21 protein-coding genes are annotated in these 20,999 nt (G+C 55.4%); 10 read left to right on the forward strand and 11 right to left on the reverse strand.

Annotation, left to right across the window (positions count from 1 at the left end; all coding sequences use genetic code 11):
• The first annotated feature begins 28 nt into the window (after positions 1 to 28).
• Both HA50_RS28140 and HA50_RS28145 read left to right on the forward strand, forming a co-directional pair.
• Entirely contained in the window at positions 29 to 298 is a 270-nt protein-coding gene (locus HA50_RS28140; RefSeq protein WP_084880380.1) for a hypothetical protein, read from the forward strand.
• A complete protein-coding gene (locus tag HA50_RS28145; protein WP_084880383.1) occupies positions 295 to 1,821 on the forward strand; it encodes a sodium:solute symporter family protein in 1,527 nt (508 codons plus the stop codon). The genes HA50_RS28140 and HA50_RS28145 overlap by 4 nt, the downstream gene beginning before the upstream one ends.
• Positions 1,822 to 1,843: 22 nt before the next feature.
• Here the strand turns inward: HA50_RS28145 and HA50_RS28150 are convergent, their stop codons facing one another.
• Positions 1,844 to 2,179: a helix-turn-helix domain-containing protein gene (locus HA50_RS28150; RefSeq protein ID WP_084880385.1), complete on the reverse strand. Its 336-nt coding sequence runs from the start codon at positions 2,177 to 2,179 to the stop codon at positions 1,844 to 1,846.
• Between the two features lie 193 nt (positions 2,180 to 2,372).
• Entirely contained in the window at positions 2,373 to 2,591 is a 219-nt protein-coding gene (locus HA50_RS28155; protein WP_158087463.1) for a type II toxin-antitoxin system RelE/ParE family toxin, read from the reverse strand.
• Positions 2,592 to 2,720: 129 nt separating this feature from the next.
• Between HA50_RS28155 and HA50_RS28160 the strand changes: the two genes are divergently transcribed.
• Complete coding sequence (locus HA50_RS28160) at positions 2,721 to 3,416, forward strand: DJ-1/PfpI family protein (RefSeq protein ID WP_409521725.1); 696 nt, start codon at positions 2,721 to 2,723, stop codon at positions 3,414 to 3,416.
• Here the strand turns inward: HA50_RS28160 and HA50_RS28165 are convergent.
• From HA50_RS28165 to HA50_RS28180, 4 genes are read right to left on the reverse strand one after another with little or no spacing between them, the layout of a single operon-like run.
• Positions 3,406 to 4,998 carry a cyclic peptide export ABC transporter gene (locus HA50_RS28165; RefSeq protein WP_084880391.1) on the reverse strand — a complete coding sequence of 531 codons (1,593 nt, stop codon included), beginning with the start codon at positions 4,996 to 4,998 and terminating at the stop codon, positions 3,406 to 3,408. The genes HA50_RS28160 and HA50_RS28165 overlap by 11 nt on opposite strands.
• 8 nt (positions 4,999 to 5,006) lie before the next feature.
• Complete coding sequence (gene fhuB / locus HA50_RS28170) at positions 5,007 to 6,989, reverse strand: Fe(3+)-hydroxamate ABC transporter permease FhuB (RefSeq protein ID WP_084880393.1); 1,983 nt, start codon at positions 6,987 to 6,989, stop codon at positions 5,007 to 5,009.
• Positions 6,986 to 7,855: an ABC transporter substrate-binding protein gene (locus HA50_RS28175; RefSeq protein WP_084880396.1), complete on the reverse strand. Its 870-nt coding sequence runs from the start codon at positions 7,853 to 7,855 to the stop codon at positions 6,986 to 6,988. Before HA50_RS28175 ends, fhuB begins: the two co-directional genes overlap by 4 nt.
• The gene (locus HA50_RS28180; RefSeq protein WP_084880398.1) at positions 7,849 to 9,978 is read right to left on the reverse strand and encodes a TonB-dependent siderophore receptor; all 2,130 of its coding nucleotides are present in this window, start codon (positions 9,976 to 9,978) and stop codon (positions 7,849 to 7,851) included. Before HA50_RS28180 ends, HA50_RS28175 begins: the two co-directional genes overlap by 7 nt.
• A gap of 158 nt (positions 9,979 to 10,136) precedes the next feature.
• On the opposite strand from HA50_RS28180, the gene HA50_RS28185 reads away from it, so the two are divergent.
• A complete protein-coding gene (locus tag HA50_RS28185; RefSeq protein ID WP_084880401.1) occupies positions 10,137 to 10,922 on the forward strand; it encodes an AraC family transcriptional regulator in 786 nt (261 codons plus the stop codon).
• 135 nt (positions 10,923 to 11,057) lie between these two features.
• On the opposite strand, the gene HA50_RS28190 is transcribed toward HA50_RS28185, so the two are convergent.
• Positions 11,058 to 11,411, reverse strand: a complete 354-nt coding sequence (locus tag HA50_RS28190; RefSeq protein ID WP_084880404.1) for a type III secretion system chaperone family protein — start codon at positions 11,409 to 11,411, stop codon at positions 11,058 to 11,060.
• 6 nt (positions 11,412 to 11,417) lie between these two features.
• Positions 11,418 to 13,073 carry an inositol phosphate phosphatase SopB gene (locus HA50_RS28195; RefSeq protein ID WP_084880406.1) on the reverse strand — a complete coding sequence of 552 codons (1,656 nt, stop codon included), beginning with the start codon at positions 13,071 to 13,073 and terminating at the stop codon, positions 11,418 to 11,420.
• A 411-nt stretch (positions 13,074 to 13,484) separates the two neighbouring features.
• Here HA50_RS28195 and HA50_RS28200 point away from each other — a divergent pair, with 411 nt between their 5' ends.
• The 6 genes from HA50_RS28200 (at position 13,485) to HA50_RS28225 (ending at position 18,420) form a co-directional block, all read left to right on the forward strand.
• Positions 13,485 to 14,681, forward strand: coding sequence for a M20 metallopeptidase family protein (locus HA50_RS28200; RefSeq protein WP_084881204.1), 1,197 nt, complete (start codon positions 13,485 to 13,487; stop codon positions 14,679 to 14,681).
• 16 nt (positions 14,682 to 14,697) lie between these two features.
• On the forward strand, positions 14,698 to 15,546 hold the full coding sequence (locus HA50_RS28205) for a transporter substrate-binding domain-containing protein (protein WP_208617356.1): 849 nt from the start codon (positions 14,698 to 14,700) through the stop codon (positions 15,544 to 15,546).
• A gap of 12 nt (positions 15,547 to 15,558) precedes the next feature.
• Positions 15,559 to 16,278: an ABC transporter permease gene (locus HA50_RS28210; RefSeq protein ID WP_084880409.1), complete on the forward strand. Its 720-nt coding sequence runs from the start codon at positions 15,559 to 15,561 to the stop codon at positions 16,276 to 16,278.
• Positions 16,279 to 16,287: 9 nt separating this feature from the next.
• Complete coding sequence (locus HA50_RS28215) at positions 16,288 to 16,971, forward strand: ABC transporter permease (RefSeq protein WP_084880412.1); 684 nt, start codon at positions 16,288 to 16,290, stop codon at positions 16,969 to 16,971.
• Entirely contained in the window at positions 16,971 to 17,747 is a 777-nt protein-coding gene (locus HA50_RS28220; protein WP_084880416.1) for an ABC transporter ATP-binding protein, read from the forward strand. Before HA50_RS28215 ends, HA50_RS28220 begins: the two co-directional genes overlap by 1 nt.
• A gap of 283 nt (positions 17,748 to 18,030) precedes the next feature.
• Positions 18,031 to 18,420, forward strand: coding sequence for a response regulator transcription factor (locus HA50_RS28225; RefSeq protein WP_084880419.1), 390 nt, complete (start codon positions 18,031 to 18,033; stop codon positions 18,418 to 18,420).
• 5 nt (positions 18,421 to 18,425) lie between these two features.
• Here HA50_RS28225 and HA50_RS28230 read toward each other — a convergent pair whose 3' ends face one another.
• From HA50_RS28230 to HA50_RS28240, 3 genes are all read right to left on the reverse strand, one after another.
• Positions 18,426 to 19,205, reverse strand: coding sequence for a molybdate ABC transporter permease subunit (locus HA50_RS28230; RefSeq protein ID WP_084880422.1), 780 nt, complete (start codon positions 19,203 to 19,205; stop codon positions 18,426 to 18,428).
• Positions 19,202 to 20,128, reverse strand: coding sequence for an extracellular solute-binding protein (locus HA50_RS28235; protein WP_084880424.1), 927 nt, complete (start codon positions 20,126 to 20,128; stop codon positions 19,202 to 19,204). Before HA50_RS28235 ends, HA50_RS28230 begins: the two co-directional genes overlap by 4 nt.
• 114 nt (positions 20,129 to 20,242) lie before the next feature.
• Entirely contained in the window at positions 20,243 to 20,803 is a 561-nt protein-coding gene (locus HA50_RS28240) for a DsbA family protein (RefSeq protein ID WP_084880427.1), read from the reverse strand.
• Positions 20,804 to 20,999 lie beyond the last annotated feature (196 nt).

Below are 20,999 nucleotides of genomic sequence, written 5' to 3' on the forward strand. Positions count from 1 at the left end.
ACCATCATTCTAAATTCCGGAGGGGGTTATGAGTACCATGATCATGGCGCAACAATTGCGCGATCGCATTCGTATTAAAAATAAAATCTTTGCCGTCTATCTGCTTGCTTTATTACTGCTGGCGCTCTGTCCACCGTTATATTTAAGTGTCAGTGGCAGTAGCTCATTATTTCTGGGTATTCCGTTGCCGATTATTTACTGGCTGGCTATTGCGGTATTTCTTGGCGTCGGATTATGGGTGATGTATCTCGCTGAATGTGCATTTGGCGAAATTCCCGCGGATGAGGAAGTATCATGAAAATTAGCGCCGCAGAACCGCATTATTTAATTACCTTTGGCATGATCGGTTTATTTCTGGCGATCATGATTGCCGTACTCTATGCCACCAACCGTAAAAGCACCTCGTTCTCTGACTATGCGGTCGGCGGGCGCTCTTACGGTCCCTGGTATATCGCCATGAGTTACACCAACTCCTGGTGGCCGGGGGCGACCTTTACCGCGTTTTTTGCGCTCTCTGTCAGCGGCGTGATTGGCTTCTACGGCGCGGTGTACTCCACGCTCGGCGTCACCGCGATGTATCTGATGGCACGCCGTGCCTGGAAATGGGGTCAGCACTTTAACCTGACTACCCAGCCCGATTTGCTGGGGATGCGCTACAACAGCCCGGCGGTGAAACGTGTGGCATCGATCATTGGCATCATCTGCGTGTTTCCGTGGGTAGTGATGGGCATCCAGGCACTGGCATTGCTGGTGGAGTTCGCCAGCTTCGGTCGCTGGGGCGTCACCACCTGTCTGATCGCAGGGGTACTGCTGATTCTGGTACGCCAGTACTGGACGGTAAGTATGGGGATGCGCGGTCTGATCATGACCGATATGTACCAGGGCATTATCGCTTACGGCCTCGGCGCGCTGGTGTGTGTGGTGCTGTTGTTCAACGGCGATCACAGCTTCGGCCAACTGTCGTCGCTGCCGCCAGCGATGTTACAGATTCCGGGTGCGGAAGGTTCGCATTACGGTTCGTGGTATATGTTCAGCCTGATTTTCACCGGCGTGGTGGGGTCGATGTGCTGGCCGATGAGCTTCCAGCGTATCTACACCGCCAGCGGTATCAAGGCGGTGAAGAAGGGCACGTTGCTGACGATTCTGCTGGTGGGCGGTTTCTACGCCATCCTGATGTTGTTTGCTACGGCGGTCAGCCAGGATCCCAATGTGCAGGGCAATCCACAGAACGGTTTCTTCACCGCCCTGTTTGATCAGGGAGGCCCGTGGCTGCTGGCGTTAGCGCTGGTGATTGTGCTGGCGGCGAGCATCGGCCACGTCGATGGTTGTGTGCAGGTCTGCGGCACGCAATTCGCCAATGACCTTGCCACCTGGAATAAACCGCGCAGCGATCGTCAGTTAACGGTGCTGGCGAAATCGGGCATGGTGGTGTTTATTGTGGCAGCAGCACTGCTGGCGTATTTCACCTTTAACTATTCACGTTTGCAGTTGCTGGCGCAGATCTCCTATCAGGGGATTATCCAGCTGGCGGTGCCGCTGTTCTTTGGTATCTTCAGCCGCTTTGGCAATAAGCAAGGCGCACTGCTCGGCATGATGACCGGCATTATCATCGCCATCGTGCTGACGGTTTTCTTCCCTGATGACATTCCGGCACTTGGCTCGCTGACCAGCGGCATTGTCGGCCTGGCAGGTAACCTGCTGGTGTTTGTCGCCTGCGGCGTATTGGTGCCGGTGGATGCCAAAGAGAAAGCGCGGGTTGAAGCGTTGTTTGCGCTGGCGGAACGCCCTACGCAGCCACTGGGCAAACCGGTGCTGAATTAACGCGGATGTAAAAAAGCCCCATTTATTGGGGCTTTAATTCAGAAAAAATACCCATGCCTTTCTTTTCAATCAACTCCAGTATTGCCAGAGCTGCACCTTTTGGCGCTGCAACACCACGTTCCCATTTCTGGATACTGTTGGCAGAAAGATACATATATTTTGCCAGCTGGCTCTGACTGAGATGTTCACGGCTGCGCAGGGCACGAATACGATCGCCAGTCATTGCATTCTGATTTGATTCGCGTCTGGCTTCAGCCAGAAGCGCATCGGCCTCTGCCATATCCTCATCGGACGCGGTGCCTAGCTCATGCTGCCGTTTCATCAGAGCATGCATTTTGAGAATACGTTGATCAATCATATTTCTTCTCCACTTCTGCCTTTGCCATCTCAATATAAACTTTGTTTTCAAGATCAGTTTTAATTTGGTTTTCTGTTTTACTCTTAAACGTTCTTGACTGTAGTTTATAAAAATTCAGAATGTTGGGAGGGATTTCAGGTCCACTTTTAGGAACATCCTTTTTCTCCCACCCGTCAAGGAAATAGACCTTATCTCATTGATGATAAATGATAATTGTCCTTGCGCCACCACGAGTTCCTGCTTGCAAGGCAACACGCTTTTTATACACACCACCGCCCAGCGATCCATCTTTCGGATCAGCCAGCAACTCAACAGCAAGCTGACGTAACTGAAAGTCAGTGATACCGGACTTTTTTCGTTCCTTGTTATAACTCCATTCCACAAACAGCCTTAGCAGATTGTCCATTCTCATACTCATCCTTACTGTGGTAAATATTACTATAGTTGTATAGGTCGGTACTTTCAAGTTCGTAAAATGACCAGATGCATCTTCCCCCAAATAAGTCCATGATAAGCCGATGATTCCCAACAGGAGCTGATGATGGCGATGTCCACCCCTTTCAATATTGGTCTGCTGCTTTTCCCCTCTCTGACGCAACTCGACCTTACCGGTCCGTGGGAAGTCTTCGTGCGGATGCCTGGCGTCAATAACTACCTGGTGTGGAAAGATCGCCAGCCAGTGATGTCAGACCGGGGTTTAGCCATCATGCCGACGGCGACCTTTGCAGATTGCCCACCGCTGGATCTGATCTGTATCCCCGGTGGTCCGGGCCAGATTGCGTTGATGGAAGATGACGAAACGCTGGATTTTGTGCGACGCATGGCGGAGCAGGCGCAGTGGGTGACCTCGGTGTGTACCGGCTCGTTGGTGCTGGGTGCGGCGGGATTGTTGCAGGGCTATCGCGCTACCTCCCATTGGGGATCGCTCGATCAATTGAGCTTGTTTGGGGCAACGCCAGTGCAGGAGCGGGTGGTGCGCGACCGTAACCGCATCACCGGTGCCGGGGTGACTTCCGGCATCGATTTTGCGCTGACGGTGGCGGAAGAATTGCTGGGCCGGGCAGCGGCGGAAAATATTCAGTTGCAGATGGAGTACGACCCGGCACCGCCGTTCCACAGCGGTTCACCGCGCAGCGCTTCAGCAGAGAGACTCACTGAAGCGCAGCAGCAGATCGCGGAATTTATCGCCCGCCGTCGGGTGGCGAGCGAAAAAGCGGCCGGGCGGCTTAAGCGTTAAGTAGCTGGCCCAGCTCCAGCTTCAGGCAGCGATCGGCGAGGTGAAAATAGCGATCGTCATGGGTTATCACCAGCACGGTTTTGCCACGCGCTTTCAGCGCGGGCAGCAGCTGGTGATAAAACACCTCGCGGAACGCCGGGTCCTGATCGGCAGCCCATTCGTCAAACAGATAAAATGGCCGATCTTCCAGCCACGCCACCAGTAACGCCAACCGCTTACGCTGTCCGGTAGAAAGTGCCAGCGTCGAGAACACCCCCTCCTGCAACGTGACCTTGTGGTTAAGCTGCAATGCTTCGAGTAGCTGTTGCGCTTCATCATTCCAGCGGGCGGCATCAATCCCCTGCAGATCGTCGAATAGGTGAAAATCGTTGAATACCGCCGAGAACAGCTGCCGATAACGCGCGCGGCTGGCATCGGTGATGGCAACACCATCCAGCAGCAACTCGCCGCCATCCGGTTGATATAAGCCGGTAATCAGCCGGGCCAGCGTGGTTTTGCCGCTGCCATTACCGCCGGTGAGATACACCAGTTCACCAGCGGTAAATTGCAGCGAAATCGGTCCGAGCTGAAAACCCTGCGCTGCGCCATGATGGTAGGTCAGATCGCGCAGCTCCAGTCGCTGAAATTCCTGCGGGGCGGCGTCGATGTGGGTTTGCTCGGGCGGCAATTGCAGCTGCATCGCATTGATGCGCTTCAGGGCAACCTGGGTCATGGTCAGCGAGGGCAGGGTGGATAGCGCGCTTTCAATCGGCACAATCATATAAAGAAACACCATGGCGAAACCCGACAGCACCGCACCGTGCAAGTCCAGCACCCGGGTCAGCAGAAACATCACCACACCGATAAACGCGAAGAAAAAAACGCTGGCCCAGATATTCGCCAGGGAATACAACACATAACCGCGTGTGCGCTCGACACGCACCTTCTCAATGGTGGTGAATAACCGGTTGTGCAGAAACGCCTGCTTGCGCGCGGCGTGCAGGCGTAACTCCTTGGCCCCGCTGAATAGCGCGTTGACATCGCCGGTCAGGGTTTCTTCCCGCTGGCGCGACTGGCGCATCAGTTGCAACGCACGGCGATGCACCCAGCTGTAGCCGAGGGAGCCAATCAGCACGGTAACAATCGCAATCCCCATCACGGTGACAGACAGATAACCCAGATAGGCCATGCAGCCCATGATTACCGCCAGCGACATGACAAAAGCCGGGAGCGAAACGAAAAAGATCACTACCTGATCCAGGTCCTGGGTCAGGATGCTGAGTGCGCGCGGCATGCCGTGTAGCTCCAGATCGGCGTAGCGGGCATCCGCCACCTGCTGCACCAGCATGCGTCGCAGCTGGGCTTTGCTGCGCTGGCCCATCGCCATAAACAGCGACTGACTGAGCGTTCGCGTGCCGAGCATCAGCAGCGCCAGCAAGCCGAATTGCCACGCCAGTTGCAGGCGCTGCGCGTCTGTGGCGTTCAGCCCCTGGTTGATTAAGGCCAGCAGCGCGGCGTTACTTAAACCACCCACCACGCTACAGCCTAGCGCCACAAAAAATAGCGCACCGGTGGTGCGCAGTAACATCAGGTAAATCGCCACCTCATCTCCTATGAGTTTGTACTATTCAACGGACGCCACAGCAGTAGCGCCAGCCATGGGCCGCCGATCAGCGTTGCCATCAGTCCGGCCGGAATTTGTCGTGGATAAAGTAGATTGCTGCCTGCCCAGTCAGCCAGCATCATCAGCACTGCCGCAATCAGCACCGCCAGTATCAGTTGCCCGAGCGGACGGCGTGCGCCCAGCTGCCGGGCCAGCTGTGGCCCAAGCAGGCCGATAAAGGACAACGGGCCGACGATCAACGTTGCCACGCCCGTCATCGCTGCCGCCAGCACCATCAACAGCAGGCGCGCCCGCGTGACGTTAAGCCCCAGTGAGGGCGATACCGGATGCAGTGGTAACAGCAGCAATGCGCGGCGCAATAGCGGGGTCAGCGCCAGTAACAGCAGCGCCAGCACCAGCGCGATTGCCGCCGTACTGGCGTTGACGTAGTAGGTTGAGCCGGTCATCAGCTGACGCAGCATCGCTGCCGCCATGCCGTTGTTGCTCATCACGATCGCCGCGACGGACTGAAATAGCGCGGTAATCGCCAGGCCACTTAATAACATGCGTTGCGGATTGAGAGCGTAATGGCGCGCCTGCCACAGCGTGAGCGCCAGCGTCAGCAACGCGCCGATGGCGCTACTGGCCAGCATCAGCACGATGCCACCCAGCGGCCAGAGTAACAGTTGTACGGTGATACCCAGTGAGGCGCCAGCGCCAATACCCAGCAATTCCGGGCTGGCCATGGGATTACGGCTGACCCGCTGGATGATCACGCCAGCCGCCGCCAGCAGCACGCCTGCCGACAGTGCCGCCAGCAGACGTGGCAGGCGGAACGGCAGCAGGGCATGGAGTTCAGCCAGCGAGTTCCAGTGCCAGCCGGTAATGCCGCGTGCAAAATCGAGCGACACCGCCAGCAGCAGAAAAAACAGCGCGATCACCGGCAACAGGATGTTGCGATGGGTGGGGAAGGGTATCTGAGCGGGTTCACTGACGTCAGGTTGAAAGATATGGCGCAGGCGGGGCAGAAACCACAACAGCAACGGTCCACCCGCCAGCGCCGTCATCATACCGGTTGGCAGCAACAAGCCACCAATACCATTCAGGCGGCTGACGCCCTGATCGGTCAGCCACAGCAACCCGGCAGCCAGCAACGGCGACCAAATCAGTTTCTGGCGCAGATGTTTTGCGCCCGCCAGCATCGCAAGATGCGGGGCCGCGAGGCCAATAAAACCAATCACGCCGACCACGCTGATCACCAGGCTGCTGATCACCAGCGCTGACAGCAGGGCGATGCCCCGCACCAGCCCGGCGGGCATGCCTATTGAATGGGTTACCCGCTCATCCAGCGCCAGCAGGCGCAGAGGCCGCAGGATCAGCAGCACCGGTAAGGCGGCCATCAGTACTCGCGGCAGGAGCCACCAAAACGGGCTGGCATTTTGCTGGGTTAGCGCACCGCCGCCCCAGATAAATACCGCCGCCAGCGAACGGTCATAGATGATCGTCAGCAGCAGATTGACGGAGCCGCAGTACAGATTGACCAGCATGCCCGCCAGCGTCAGTGCCAGCGGGGTAAAACCCTGACGCAAACTCAGCAGAAACACCACCGCAAAGGCCAGCAATGCGCCGCTCAGCGCGATCCATTCACGTCCGGCCAGCAGCCACGCCGGGCCAGCCAGGGACGCGAGTGACAGCGCCAGCGTGGCACCGGAAGCGATACCCAGCGTCAAGGGCTCCGCCAGAGGATTGCGCAGCGCCTGCTGCATTACCACGCCGGTAAAACCCAGCGCCAGCCCGCACAGCAACGCCATCCCCTGGCGCGGTAACCACATCTGGCTAAAGATCTGTTGCGCCAGGCTGGGATTGGCTGAGCCGTGCAGCGCCTGCCAGATATCCGGCCATGCCAGCTGCTGGCTGAGTTGTTGCAGGCTGAGGAGCATCGCTATGGCGAACAGCAGGGTACAGAGCAGGGCAGGATGGCGTGTCATCATGCGTTTGCCTCCTGTAACGCGCTGACCAGGCTCTCAGCAAAACGTACCGCCGTCAGCACGCCGCCCTCGGTGGATAATCCATCGGGCATAACCAGCAACCGGTGACCACCGCGCGTCAGGGTCTGCCACAGCGGGGAGTTAATGACCGGTGTCAGATCCACCTCCGGCCAGGAGGGTAGCAGTACCAGCCAGCCGGGCGGCATTTGCGCCAGTTGTTCCAGCTCCAGCGTTGCCATGCCCTGTGGGCCGACGGCGAACGGAGGGCGGTGATCCAGCTCCAGCAATGCCAACATGTCGTTAAACAAACTCCCCGGACCAAACGCCAGCGCATGCAGGGTATCCAGCGGATGCAGCAGGTAGATGGGCCGTGGCTGAAATTGTGTGGCTCGTTGCCGGGCCTGGTCGAGACGTTGCAGCAGGGCGGTCATCACCTGTTCCGCCCGGAGGTTATCTCCCGCCAGCTGTGCCAGGGTATGCAGATTCTGCTGCGCCTGCTGCCAGGGATGGGGGCTATAAATTGGGAAGTAATGCAACGGCGCGATGCGTGACAGCTGCGCTTCGGCCATGCGGTGCGCGGGGGTGACCAGCAATTGCGTGGGATGCAGTTCAAACAGGGTTTCATAGTTGGGTTGAAACAACAGGCCGACATCAGCCACCTGGGGTGGCAGTGGCGGCTGGCTGAATAAGCGGCGATACCAGTCTGGCGCAGCCACCCCCACCGGCGTGACGCCGAGCAGCAACGCCATTTCGGTTAATCCCCAGTCGAGGATCACCCAGCGCGGCCGGGTTGCGGCTAGCAACGGAAATGAAAACAGGGCAGCGCCTGCCAGCGCGCCCTGGATGAACTGCCGACGGCTAATTACCACTGATAACTCACCGTGGCGATCAATTGCCGCCGCAGGCCAAAGTGGCAACCGAGATCGTTACAGTTGCTGATGTACTGTTTATCGGTCAGGTTTTGCAGGTTCAGCGCCAGCTGCCAGTCCTGCCAGCGGTAACGCATCATCGCGTCATAAATCATCACCGCTGGTACTTTCAGGCTGTTATCGGTGGTGGCGTAGTTGGTGCCAACGTAGCGTCCGCCGCCGCCGATAGTCACACCATCAAGCACGCCCGGTAAGGCGTATTCGGTCCACAGGCTGGCGGTTTGCCGCGCAATCGCCACCGGCTGTTTACCTTCGGTATCATCGTTAGCCGAGATCACTTTCGGGTTGGTCAGCGCGTACGAGGCATTCACCAGCCAGCGTGAGGTGATGTTCGCTTTCGCATCCAGTTCGAAGCCCTGAGAGCGGATCTCGCCGGTTTGCACCGAATAATTAGCATGCTCCGGGTCGGCGGTCAGGACATTGGTCTGGCGCAGGTCGTACAGTGCAGCGCTGAACAACGCGTTAAAGCCATTCGGTTGATACTTCACGCCCACTTCGGACTGCTTGCCTTTGGTTGGCTTAAAGGGATCGCCCGCCCAGGAGGTGCCGGACTGCGGCTGGAACGAGGTGCCGTAGCTGATATATGGCGCAATACCGTTATCGAAGTGGTACATCAGACCGGCGCGACCGGTGGTGGCGTAGTCGTTCAGCTCGGTACGGGTATCGCTGACCCAGTTCTGCGCGCGGCTTTGCGCTTTGTCATAGCGTCCGCCGAGATTGAGGATCCAGTGGTTCCACTTCATGCTGTCCTGGAGGTAAAAACCCAACTGGGTCATAAAGGAACGGTTGTGGTTATCAATCGACAGACCTGCAACCGGGGTGCTGTAATCCGGGTTGAGATAGCTGATATCAGACGCGGTACCGTAGCCGCTGTTCTGACGTAAATCATCGTGCACATAATCCATGCCCAGCGTCACCGCATGGTTAACCGGGCCGGTATACAGGTTGCCTTGCAGGTTGGTATCGACATCAAACGCATTGAAGGATTCGATCACGCGCATGCTGTCACGGCTTACCGTCGCCGAGCCATCAACTACGGTATGGGTCGGGTAGACCATCTGGTAATCGCTGCTGGTGTGCAGATAACGCAGGTTCTGGTGCAGGCTCCAGCTATCATCGAACTTATGCATAAAGTCATAGCCGATGCTGGCCTGCTCGCGGCGATAGTAATCAAAGCCCGGCTGGCCGCCGTAGAAATTGTCGGAGTAATTGCCCTGCGCGAGGTGAATTAAGCTGCCTTCCAGCGGCATCTGGTTATAAAACCCGGCGTAGGGATCTTTGCGGAACTGGCCGAGCAGCGTCAGACGCGTGTCGTCATTGGGTTGCCAGGTCAGTGCCGGGGCGATGTCGTAGTGCTTGTATTTGGTGTAATCGACCTGGGTGTCGTTGCGTGACCAGGTGCCGGTAATACGCCCCAGCCAGTGTTCGTCATTATCCAGCGCGCCGGAGAGATCCAGCCCGGTTTGAAACAGATTATGGCTACCGGTGCTGACAAAAATCTGGTGGATAGGTTCGGCGGTGGGGCGCTTACTCACCAGGTTAACCACGCCGCCTGGGCTGGCCTGACCAAAGGTCACCGAATCCGGGCCTTTAACCACTTCGACGCGATCCAGCAGGAAAGTATCGAAATTCGGACGCGACCAGTAAGTCACCGTCGGCAGACGCAGACCATCCAGGAACTCGTCAGCCGCGAAACCACGAATGTAGATATCATCGAAACGGTAATCTGCACCGCCGCCTTCGGAGCCGATGCCGCTGTTATAACGCAACGCCTGGGCCACGTTCAGCGCGCCCTGGGAAGCCATCTGCGCCTGGGTGATCACCGAGATACTTTGTGGCGTTTCGATTAACGGGCGGCTGCTTTTGGTGGCAGAATCCGCTTTTTTCGCCACCTGGTTCCAGCTGTCGGCATCGCCGCCATCGGTATCCACGTTATTGGCGGTGACGGTCAGCGTACTGTCTTGTGAATTATTATTGTTATCTGCCGCCCAGGCAGGTGTGCTGCTGAACAGCACCAGCAGTAAGGCGTTCAGTGGTGTGCGTTGAAAAGTGCGATGACGCAAGATTTTTATCCCCGATATAGTCCAACGGCCCCAAATAGTGATACAAATGATAATCATTACTATTTTATTTGATAGCGCCACGCTGGCGGGTTTGCGTGATTGATGGGCTTAATGACGCAAGGCAGACAGCAATCGGCAATCTGACAGGATTGGATGTGATGGTGTTGAACAAACCACGGCTAACCGATGCCAGCCCGACCTTACCGTTATTAACCACACGGGAAATGCATTATCACGCGGGACGTGAGGAGCGCTGGCATGCCCATGAAGTGGCGCAGCTGGTGCTCTGTTTGCAGGGGGTGATGCGGGTGCAGACGCATAGCGCATCATGGACATTAACACCGGGCCGGGCGCTGTGGCTGCCGGGTACCTTACCCCATGCGTTAACGGCACTGAGCGATATCCGCAGCCTGAGTCTGTATCTGGAACCGGTGGTGGCGCGCGCCTTCTGGCCGGAAGCACGCAGCATGATGATTTCGCCCTTGCTCCAGGCGTTGATGCAGACGCTGGTGGAGATGGAACAACAATCTAACCCCGATCCGCTGCGGGTGGAGCTGATAACGCCGTTGCTGCTGGATGAAATTCGTCGCGCCCCCGAGGGGCCGGTCTGCGTGCTGCCGTTACCCGCCGATCGTCGTCTGATGAGTATTTGCCAACAGTTGCTGCAAAGTCCGGCCAGCAGCGACACGCTGGAAGAGTGGGGCCATCGCGTCGGAGCCAGCTCGCGTACCCTGGCACGCCTGTTCCGCGATCAAACCGGTATTACCTTTACGCAATGGCGGCAACAATTGCGGTTATCAGAAGCGCTGGTGCAACTGGCACAAGGGCAACCGGTACTGCGCATTGCCAGCCAGCTTGGCTATCAAAGCCCCAGCGCGTTTATCTCCATGTTCCGTCGTTTGCTGGGCGATACGCCACAGCGTTTTTTGCGGATTTCAGGGTGAAATCGCCAGCCTGATGATCATCAGTGCCCGCTTGCGGTGGGGCATCGGGCGATGGCATCCGTGCTAATTTCGCCCAGCGGATACACTGCCATATTTTGCAGGTCGTCAAGGCGCGATTTATCGTGCCGCACAAAACTATACTGCGTTGGGATAACCATTTTTACATAGCATGCGGGACACGCTGATGAGTTGGTGGAGTCCCGATTCTACTTCTGCCGCAGAACTGGTAGCGGGGAGGCGTAGCAGGGCTAACAGAGCCGTGTTATCGGCATCCGTTGCCAGCACCACCGAGCTGGAATAGTTAAGTTGCAGGACTCTTTGCAAATCCTCTACCGTGTTTGGCAATGGCGCAACAGGACAACACATCTCCAGCGTATGGTCTGACTCATTGAAGTAAATGGTCAGTTCCTCATCAACGATTAAAACCGGGTCATCACCGTCTATTTCCAACCCGAGAGCGTCATAAAGACTATAAATAATATTCGACATAATTCCTCAGTTATGAACCAGTTTTGATAACCCTTGCGTTGCTTTCAATACCTGGTTGTTTCCAATACGTTCATTAAATGACAAATTCATCCCGGGAAGAGGTAAGAATTTAATGACTTTATTACCTGCAACACTGGTGTTATAGGCCTGAACTTCTGCATTACCGCCATTAATCAGGACGTTCTGAAATAATTCCTTATCGGCTTTACTTTGCAGGCGACCCGGTTGACTTAATGGTTTTCCTTGATGCTGGCTTATCACTTCCCTTTTGATTTCTGCATCCAGCATGCCTGTTCTGTCCTTGCCACTTTTACAGTTCCAGCACGGTACAGCACCCATTTCATATGCCAGCATGGCGATGCGTTGTGCAGCCTTATAGGGCTCACCTCCATCATGATGGTGGGATTTTTTAATAAAGATATCCCTGAGCTGCTGGCTAAGTTCCCGTACCTTTGCTCCATTTTCAGGGTTGGTTTTCAGATATTCGCCGACCATACCTTGAGGTTGTGTAGTGAATTTCAGTTCAGGGCCAAATAGTTGCTGCAGTGCCTGATCATTATATTTATCTGAGGCAGTCCAACCCAGTTTCAATTTCAGAGCCATTTCGTTGACCCCAAGACTGAATGCCACAACCTTCAGATTGACCTTTATCGGTTTTAATTCGCCCTGTTCATCCCTGATGGTAAGGCTCAGAGGCGTTTGCTGGGTCAATGCTTGCCAGGCGTGCATTTGGTCAGCGACCATACCATCCTCTTTTCCTGGCTTGCTTGCGGTGGCGAGTGAGGTGGAAACCAGGTTCAAAGGCACTTCCTGGCCGGAGAGTGCGCGATGTAACAAATCTGGTTTTGCATATAAAGCGGCAGTTAACACTTCCTTTGCCCGAGTGATGGCACCGGCCTGACGAGCAGGATCGCTCTTTTTCAATCCGTAGGGTGAGAGAATACCGTGGCGGATGCCGTTAAATAACGTCTCAGGGCGACCATCCTTATCGGGAACCGCAATTTCCGACATCCATAAATTGGTGGCGTGTTGGGTATCAGTACTGGATGAGCTGCAAACACCTTTATCCAGATAGGATTGCTGGAAGATATCATGGGTGCCGGCCTTCATTTTCCCGGCGGGAGTCAGGGTGCTGATATAATCATGGCCGCCGTGCGCAATCTTTGTGTTTATTTTATCCCAGTGGTTATTGTTGCGTATTTTTATTGCCGCTGCTTTGAATTCTTTTTTAATGATGCTTTTAACGTCTTTCAGGGGCACCCGATGTTTATTACTGAATGCAGTTGAAATATTATCGATGAGTTTGCTATTTAATTTTTTTGAGGTGTTAATTTGTTCTTTACTGGCCATCTGCATGCCTGACTCTGTCGTTTTTAAAAGTCCTGGCACCAATTGCAACGTGCTTTTATTGAGTTTCAATTTATCCATGACAAATTCTGCAATGTTCAATTGCTCAGTCTGGAAAGCTAAAAGCGCATTGACCGAACGGGCAGGCGGGGAAATATCACCCCCCGCTTCTGGACAGATTGGAGTCGCAAGGTAAGGGTTTGCTGCATTACCGCTGGTAAAAGGCAGCGGATCCTGCGTGGCCCGACGAGGCTGGATTTGTTCTGTGTTCAAATCATGGGTTCTAAGTTCTGCATGGGATAGTGAAGCCCGCATCACATTAATCTCCTGTTAGTAACAAAATTTATGATGTCGGGTTGCTAACAACGTGCATCAAATAAACTCAGTTTACTGAATCAGGTGAATGGCTTTTATGAATTACTGCATAAGCTTATGGTTTTGGTACAACAGCCAGATTGCTTAAATATCCAGCAATCGTTTGTTCAGTAACAAAATCAGAAATTCTGATGATCCGCAGTCGATTATGAATGTTATGACTGCTTCATTTCCCGCATATGGATTTTTATCCTGCATTCGCAGGGGATTAGCAAAATATCACGAAAATTCAGCAAGTAACCCGCAAGATTGCGCGTTGCATTCTGCCAGGGGCTGTGAATAAATACAGAGACTTTCTTCATAAAAATGCCATATAGGCCGGGCGCAAGCCTGAAAAAGATCACCGCAACCATGAAAGACCATCAAGCCAATTTGGCCCGGGAAATCAGTGCCAGAAGCGAAAGCCTGGAAGCACATCTCATCAATATCCGTCGTGATATTCACGCCCATCCTGAGCTGGGTTTCGATACCCACCGTACCGCGAAAATCGTCGAACAGCAGTTGTTAGCGCTGGGGCTGACGCCGAAAACCGGCGTGGGTAAAACCGGTGTGATGCTGGACATCGTCGGTGCTCATCCGGGCAAAACCTTATTATTGCGTGCCGATATGGATGCGCTGCCGATTCACGAGCAGACCGGTTTGCCATTCAGCAGCAATTATCCAGGCAAAATGCACGCCTGCGGCCATGATATTCATACCGCGACCTTGCTGGGCGTGGCGTCCATCCTGCCGCATTATCGTGACCAGCTGCACGGCACGGTGCGCCTGATTTTTCAGCCTGCGGAAGAAACGCCGGAAAGTGGGGCGGAAGCGATGATCGCCGATGGCGCGGCAGATGGCGTCGATCTGGCGATTACGCTGCACAACAAACCGGAACAGGCGGCCGGTGAAATCGGCCTGACACGCGGGGCCAGCACCGCCTCCAGCGATGAGTTTGATTTGGTGGTACACGGCACCTCAACCCATGCGGCGCGCCCGCATATGGGCACCGACCCGATCATTGCGGCGGTGCATCTGATCACCCAGCTGCAAACTATCGTTTCCCGCGAACTCGATCCGGCTAACTCAGCGGTGCTGACTGTCGGCCATATCCACGGTGGCACCACGCACAATATCATTCCTGATAGCTGCCTGATTCAGGGCACGGTGCGGGCGAAATCTCCGGCGGCACGTGCGCATATCGAGACGGCGTTTAAACGTATTTGCGCAGGGGTGGCGCTGGCGCTGAATACGCGTATTGAGGTCAATTATCAGCGCGGCGTGCCGCCACTGATGAATGACGATGCGTTGATTGACCAACTGGAAGCCATCCTGTCGCATCAGTTTGGTAAAGCGATTATCGCTAAACCCAGTGCCAGCTTTGGCGCTGAGGATTTCTCGCTGTTTACCGAACGGGCACCGGGTTGCCAGATCCATATTGGTTCCGGCGCGCCAGGACGCGATGATCACCTGCACAACTCGGATTATCAGCCCGACGAGCGCAGTATCCATGCAGGCACTCAGGCGTTAGCCCGTTTAGCCATCGATTTACTCTCCAACAATCAATAACGAACCTTGAGGTTTTATGATGATGCGTAAAGGGCTTTTCACCGCTTCCGTTGGCATGCTGCTGCTTGCTACTTCGGCTCTGGTCCAGGCGAAAGATTTTGGCACCCTGAAATTTGCTACCGAAGCGGCTTATCCTCCGTTCAACCAGTCGACGCCGAGCGGTAAGATTGTCGGTTACGAGCCGGATATGGTGGCAGAACTGGCAAAACGCGTTGGCTTTAAATACGAGCTGGTGGCGCAGAAATGGTCAGGCATGATCCCCGGCCTGGTTGATGGCAAATACGATGCGGTGGTGGATGCGGTAACCGTCACGCCGAAGCGTGAAGAAGTGGTAGATTTCACCCATCAATACACCGTCAGCGTGTCGGGCTTTGTCACTATGAAAGGCAGTGCGCTGGATACCCTGCCAGGTAACAACGAAGTGGTGCAGGCCGGTGATGAAGCCGGTATGACCAAAGCCATCGACGCGCTGAAAGCGAAGTTCAAAGGCAAAACCATTGCGGTGCAGGTGGCGACCATCCAGGCGGACTTCCTCAACAAATACCTGTCTGATGTGGCGACCATCCGTACTTATCAGGGTGGCCCGGAAACCTTCGCCGATCTGCTGAATGGTCGCGTTGATGCGGTGATGGCGTCACGTACCAACCTCAACGCCTATGTGAAAAAACATGCGGATACCGTGAACAGCACCGGCTATGGTTTTGTTGGCGGTGTGCTGGGCCAGGGTTCAGCCATTGCACTGCGTAAAAATAATCCAGAGCTGAAAGCCGCGCTGGATGCCGCGCTGGTCTCAATGATCAAAGACGGCACGCTGAAACAGCTTTCTATCAAATGGTTCGGCGAGAACGTCGCACCTGCGGAATAATGCCTGACGCTTATGACTATCGACTGGCAACTGTTAGGATTCGGTGATGAAGGGTGGGGCGGCGTATTGCTCAATGCCGCTACCGTCACCGTGACCGTTTCTCTCTGCGCCTGGCTGCTGGGCGCAATTCTTGGCAGCCTGTTGTGCTGGATGCAGATTGGTGGCTCGCGCTGGCAGCAACGGCTGGCGGGTGGCTATATCACGCTGTTTCGCGGTGTGCCGGAACTGTTGGTGATTTACCTGTTTTACTTTGGTGGCCGCCAGGTGGTGGGCTTCTTTGGTGCTTTGCTCGATTTGCCGGGGCCGTTCGATGTGAACGGCTTTGTCGCCGGGGCTATCGCCATCGGGTTGATCTCGGGGGCTTATCAAAGCGGCGTGTTCCGTGGGGCGTACCACGCCATCCCGAAAGGGACACTGGAAGCGGCGACCGTCACCGGCATGGGGCGTTTGATGTTGTTTCGCCGCATGATTGTGCCGCAGGCGCTGAAAACCGCGTTACCTGGCATGGGTAACCAGTGGCAATCGGTGATTAAGGAATCGGCGCTGGTCTCGGTGACTGGCCTGGTCGAAACCATGAACCAGATTTCTACCGCCTCCAATTCAACGCAAATGCCGTTCTTCTTCTACAGCGTGGGTGCGGTGATTTATCTGATCATCACCACCTGTTCCGATTTTGTCTTCCGCTATGTGGAAAAAGTGGCCATGCGCGGGCAACAACGCGCCCGGTTGTAAGGAGGCCCGATGGATTTTTCCTTTTTGCAGCACACGCTGGTGGCGCTGCTGCGCGGATTACCGCTCACGCTAAATCTTGCTGTCCTGTCGCTGCTGGGCGGCGGGCTGCTGGCGCTATTGCTGAATTTGCTGCGCCAAAACCGCGTGGGCAGCTATGTCGCGCGGTTTTATGTCTGGCTGTTTCGCGGTACGCCGTTGCTGATTCAGATTTTCATGATCTATTACGGACTCGGCAGCTTACCGGCGGTGCGCGAGAGCCTCTTCTGGCCGCTGCTGCGAGATCCTTACTGGTGTGGCCTGATCGCCCTGATTCTCAATGATGCGGCGTACACCTCAGAAATTCTGCGCGGTGGCCTCAACGCGGTGAGCGTACAATCGCTGGAAGCGGCGAAGGTATGCGGCATGTCGCGCTTCACCACGCTGCGTCGTATCACGCTGCCGATTGCCGTGCGTCAGGCGTTGCCTGCTTACAGCAATGAAATCATCTCGATGATTAAATCAACGTCGCTGGTCAGCACCATCAGCCTGATGGAGATGACCGGCATTGCCGATTCGATTGTGTCCGAGACCTTCCGCGCGCTGGAAGTATTTATCAGCGCGGCGATTATCTACCTGCTGCTGACCGTGCTGGTGAGCAAAGGTGTGGCGCTGCTGGAGCGCCGTTTGTCCCCTTACTACGCTGGAGCACGTTAATGAGCAAACCGACTATCGCCCTGAGCCATCTCAGAAAAAGTTACGGTGGCCATGAAGTGCTGCACGACATCAGCCTGACGGCGCAGGATGGCGATGTGATTTCGCTGATCGGTGCCAGTGGTTCGGGTAAAAGTACCCTGCTGCGTTGCATCCCGTTCCTCGAAATTCCCCAGGGGGGCGAGATCGCCGTGGGTGACGAAGTGGTCACCATCGATAATCCGCATGAAAAACTGAATCGCGAGCAGCGTAACCGCATCAAGCTGATGCGCATGCAGCTCGGCTTCGTGTTCCAGAGCTTCAATCTGTGGCCGCATAAAACCGTGTTGCAGAACATCATGGAAGCCCCGGTGCATGTGCAGAAGCGTAGCCATAAAGAGGCGCTGGAAGAGGCTGAAGCGCTGTTGCATAAAGTGGGTCTGTATGAAAAACGCAACGCCTGGCCGTCACAGCTTTCCGGTGGACAACAACAACGGGTGGCGATTGCCCGCGCGCTGGCGCAGCAACCGAAGGCAATTCTGTTTGATGAACCCACTTCGGCGCTGGACCCGGAACTGGTGGGGGAAGTGCTACGTGTGATCCGCGGACTGGCGGAGGAGGGGCGTACCATGATTATCGTGACGCACGAGATGGGTTTTGCCCGCGACGTTTCCAATAAAGCGGTGTTTTTGCATCAGGGGAAAATCGAAGAATCCGGCTCACCGCAGCAGGTGTTCAGCGACCCGATTTCGCCGCGCTGTAAGGCCTTTGTCAGCAGCCATTTGCAACGCAATAGCTAACTCCCGCCTCATTTGAATGTAAGTAGATTTTACACGATGTCTTAAAAATGACTGATCCGGCACAGACGTGGTGCGAAAAAGCAAGACCACGTCTGTGCTGGAGTCAGACAATTATTCTCCCGATGTGCCTGACTTTCGCAGGATATGCTGTCTTTTAACCTGGTGCTATTTACGCAAATCCCCGACGGAATGCGGCTTCGCGGCTGATTTTAGGCGGTGGAGATGTGGCCGTACGCAGACTATTATCAGCGCTCGCATGACATTTTAGCGGCGGGGTAAATTGATGATTGCGACGGTCTGGTTAGTGGAAGACGACGTATCCGTGAGCGAATCCCTTGGGTTCCTGTTGAAAGCGCTGGATTATCAGGTGGTGGACTTTGTTGATCTTACCGATTTTGAGGACGCCACAGCGGGAGCCAGGCCGTTACGGGGTTGTCTGCTACTCGACGTGCCGCTGCCGGACATCAACGGACAAAACTGGCTGGCAGAGCACACCCAACGTCACCCGTTATTGCCGGTGATTATTATGGCCGACCATGACACGCCGGAAGAATATCGCCACGATGCCTTTGCCTTTTTCATCAAACCGCTGGATATGGAACCCTTGCTGGCCAGCATTAAACAGGCAGTGGAGGAGAGTGCGCGGCGCGTTGAGCGCTGGCACTCAGGGTGACGATGTTATACCAGTGCGACTTTTCCCTGTTGCAGGCGTCGCGAGGTGACAAAGCACAGCAGTGGTACCGGTAAGGTAAACAGCAACAACAGCCACAGCAGCACATACACGGCATCGACGCCGTCATTTTGCAGGTTGTTGTACAGCTGTACCGGCATCCCCTGAGGGAAGTAGGCAAAGATCATCACGATACCGAATTCCCCCATGGCACGCACCCAGGCCAGGGCAGTGGCGGAAGCCAGACCCGGTGCCGCCAGCGGCACTGACAATCGCCAGAAACGTTGCCACGGTGGTGCGCCGAGGGTGCGACCGGCTTCAAGAATTTCTTTCGGCACGCCAGCGAAGGCGGAACGTGCGGCAGTGACAAAGTAAGGCAACGCGCCATACCATTGCGCCAGCACAAAGGCTGCCGGGTTATTCACCAGCGTCATGCCGAACCGTCCCAGTAACTCGCCGGGGACACTGTAAGGCCCATAGGCACTCACCAGCAAAATCCCCATCGCCAGCGGTGGCGTGAGTAACGGGATCAACACCAGCAGTTCGACGATCAGGCGCGTTTTACCCCGCGCCTGGGACAGCCACCAGGCCACCGGTAATCCGCTGAGAAAAATCAGCAACAGCGCCACCCCGCCCAGCGCGAGGGAGGTGGCGATGGCATGGCTATCGCCCCATGCCAGCCGCAGATGTTGCCAGTGCGTCACGCCAATCAGCGTGACGAACGGGACAGCCAGCAGCAGCAGGGCCGGAAGTGAGAGCCACAACGCGGTGGACTGGCGTTTTCTCATGGCTGGTACAGCACGCCACCTTTCGGTGCCGCATAGCCGTTCTGTTTCAACAGCGCCTGGCCTGGCTGGCTCAGCATAAAGTCAACGAAGGCTTTACCGGCCGCGGTGCCGTTCGGCGCATTTTTCAGCACTGCGGCGTAATACACCATCGGCTGAGTATGCAGGGTTTTTTCCTCGCCTTTGCTGTCTTTCACCTGGAAGCTGACCGTGTCATACCACTGTTTCGCCTGATCCGGATTGCTCAGATTGATTTCGTCCGGCAGCGCGATATAAGGCAGATGGGCGGAGATCACTTCACTTTCGTAACCGGCCGCAGCATCAACCTGGCCGCTCTCCAGACGCGCCAGCAGGCCACCTTCCAGATGGGTTTGCGCCGGGTTTTGTACCCCGCCCATGATTTTTTCGGCGATGCCCGGCTGGTGGTAATACTTCTCAGCCAGCAGCAGGGTAAAGACGATGTTCTGACCTTTCGGATCGTTAATCGGATCGGTACGACCAAATTTCAGTCCTGGCGTTGCCAGCACTTTCAGCCAGCTGGCATCGCTGCCTTTAGCCTGAGCAAACTGCTGCGCGTATTTCCCTTTCGGGCTATAGGCGATCACCATGCTGGTACTGGCGACTGGCACTGCGGTATCGATCAGTCCGGCATCTTTCAGGATCTGCATCGGCCCTGGGGTGATGGAAACAAACACATCGGCAGTGATTTTCTTACTCGCCAGCAGGCGAGCCATACCGTAAGCCCCCTGGCCTTGTCCCTGGTAATTACCGTTATTTTCTTTAGCAAACGCTGGACCTAACGCCTGGTCCATGACTTTGCCCATCGAACCGGCGTAGGTGACGCGGATGTCGGTATTTGCCAGGGCATTGAGACTAAGACTCGCGCCTGCGGTGAGCAGAAGCGCGCTAAGCAGTTTATGTTGCATTCCATTTCTCGCTATATAATTAGGTAAATAACGATTAACAGGATAAGCATAGCGAGGCAAGCAATAAACTATTGCGAAATATAGCAAAAGGCCCGAAGACGCGGGCCTCGGGAGTCAGGCAAGAATCCGTTTTGCCCAGGATTCGATCTCATCACCACTGCCAATATCCGCCTGTACCAGTCCATTGACAATAAAGGTGGGGGATACGTGGATACCGTTCTGGCGTGAATATTTGCAATGCCATTTGATTTCGTTCTGCAATTCAGCGCGGTCAAACGGCTCGCGTGCATTGACACCGCTGTATTGCTCCAGACGATCGAGGATCTGGTTCGGCGTGGTGTCCATATTGGGGCCGCGGGCGTGATCGGTGAACTCGAACTCTTCGCGGTGATCGGCCACGGCTTTCAGCACCGCTTTGGCGGCGGCTTTGCCTGCGGGCAGGGTGGACGCGGCAAGTATGTAGCGCACAATCAGGCCGGAATACATATGCCATGGCTGTGATTGCAAACGGATTTTCAGCGTCATCTTCTCTTCGCCGACCAGGTTTAATAACGCATCGAACTTATTAAATGCGCGCACCGAAAACGGGCAGGTGGGTTCGAGAAACACTTCAAACACCTTCGGGCCGTGGCCCCAGACCAGTGGATCGGCATGCAATGCGGTTGACTGACTCATCGTGACTCCCTGTGTAGAGAAAAAGTTTACCCACTTTGACAAAGCGTTGCGGCGGCGACCAGCACAAGCTTAGGCTTTTTTGTTACAAAGCCATTCTCTGGTGTCATAATCCGTGCCAGATAAAAATCAGTTTACAGATCCGCGAGCTACGAAATTGTCAGGCGCTATGCCCTTTGCCAGCCAAATAACCAACTAT

It is taken from the genome of Pantoea cypripedii (genome assembly GCF_002095535.1).
Taxonomy (GTDB): domain Bacteria; phylum Pseudomonadota; class Gammaproteobacteria; order Enterobacterales; family Enterobacteriaceae; genus Pantoea; species Pantoea cypripedii.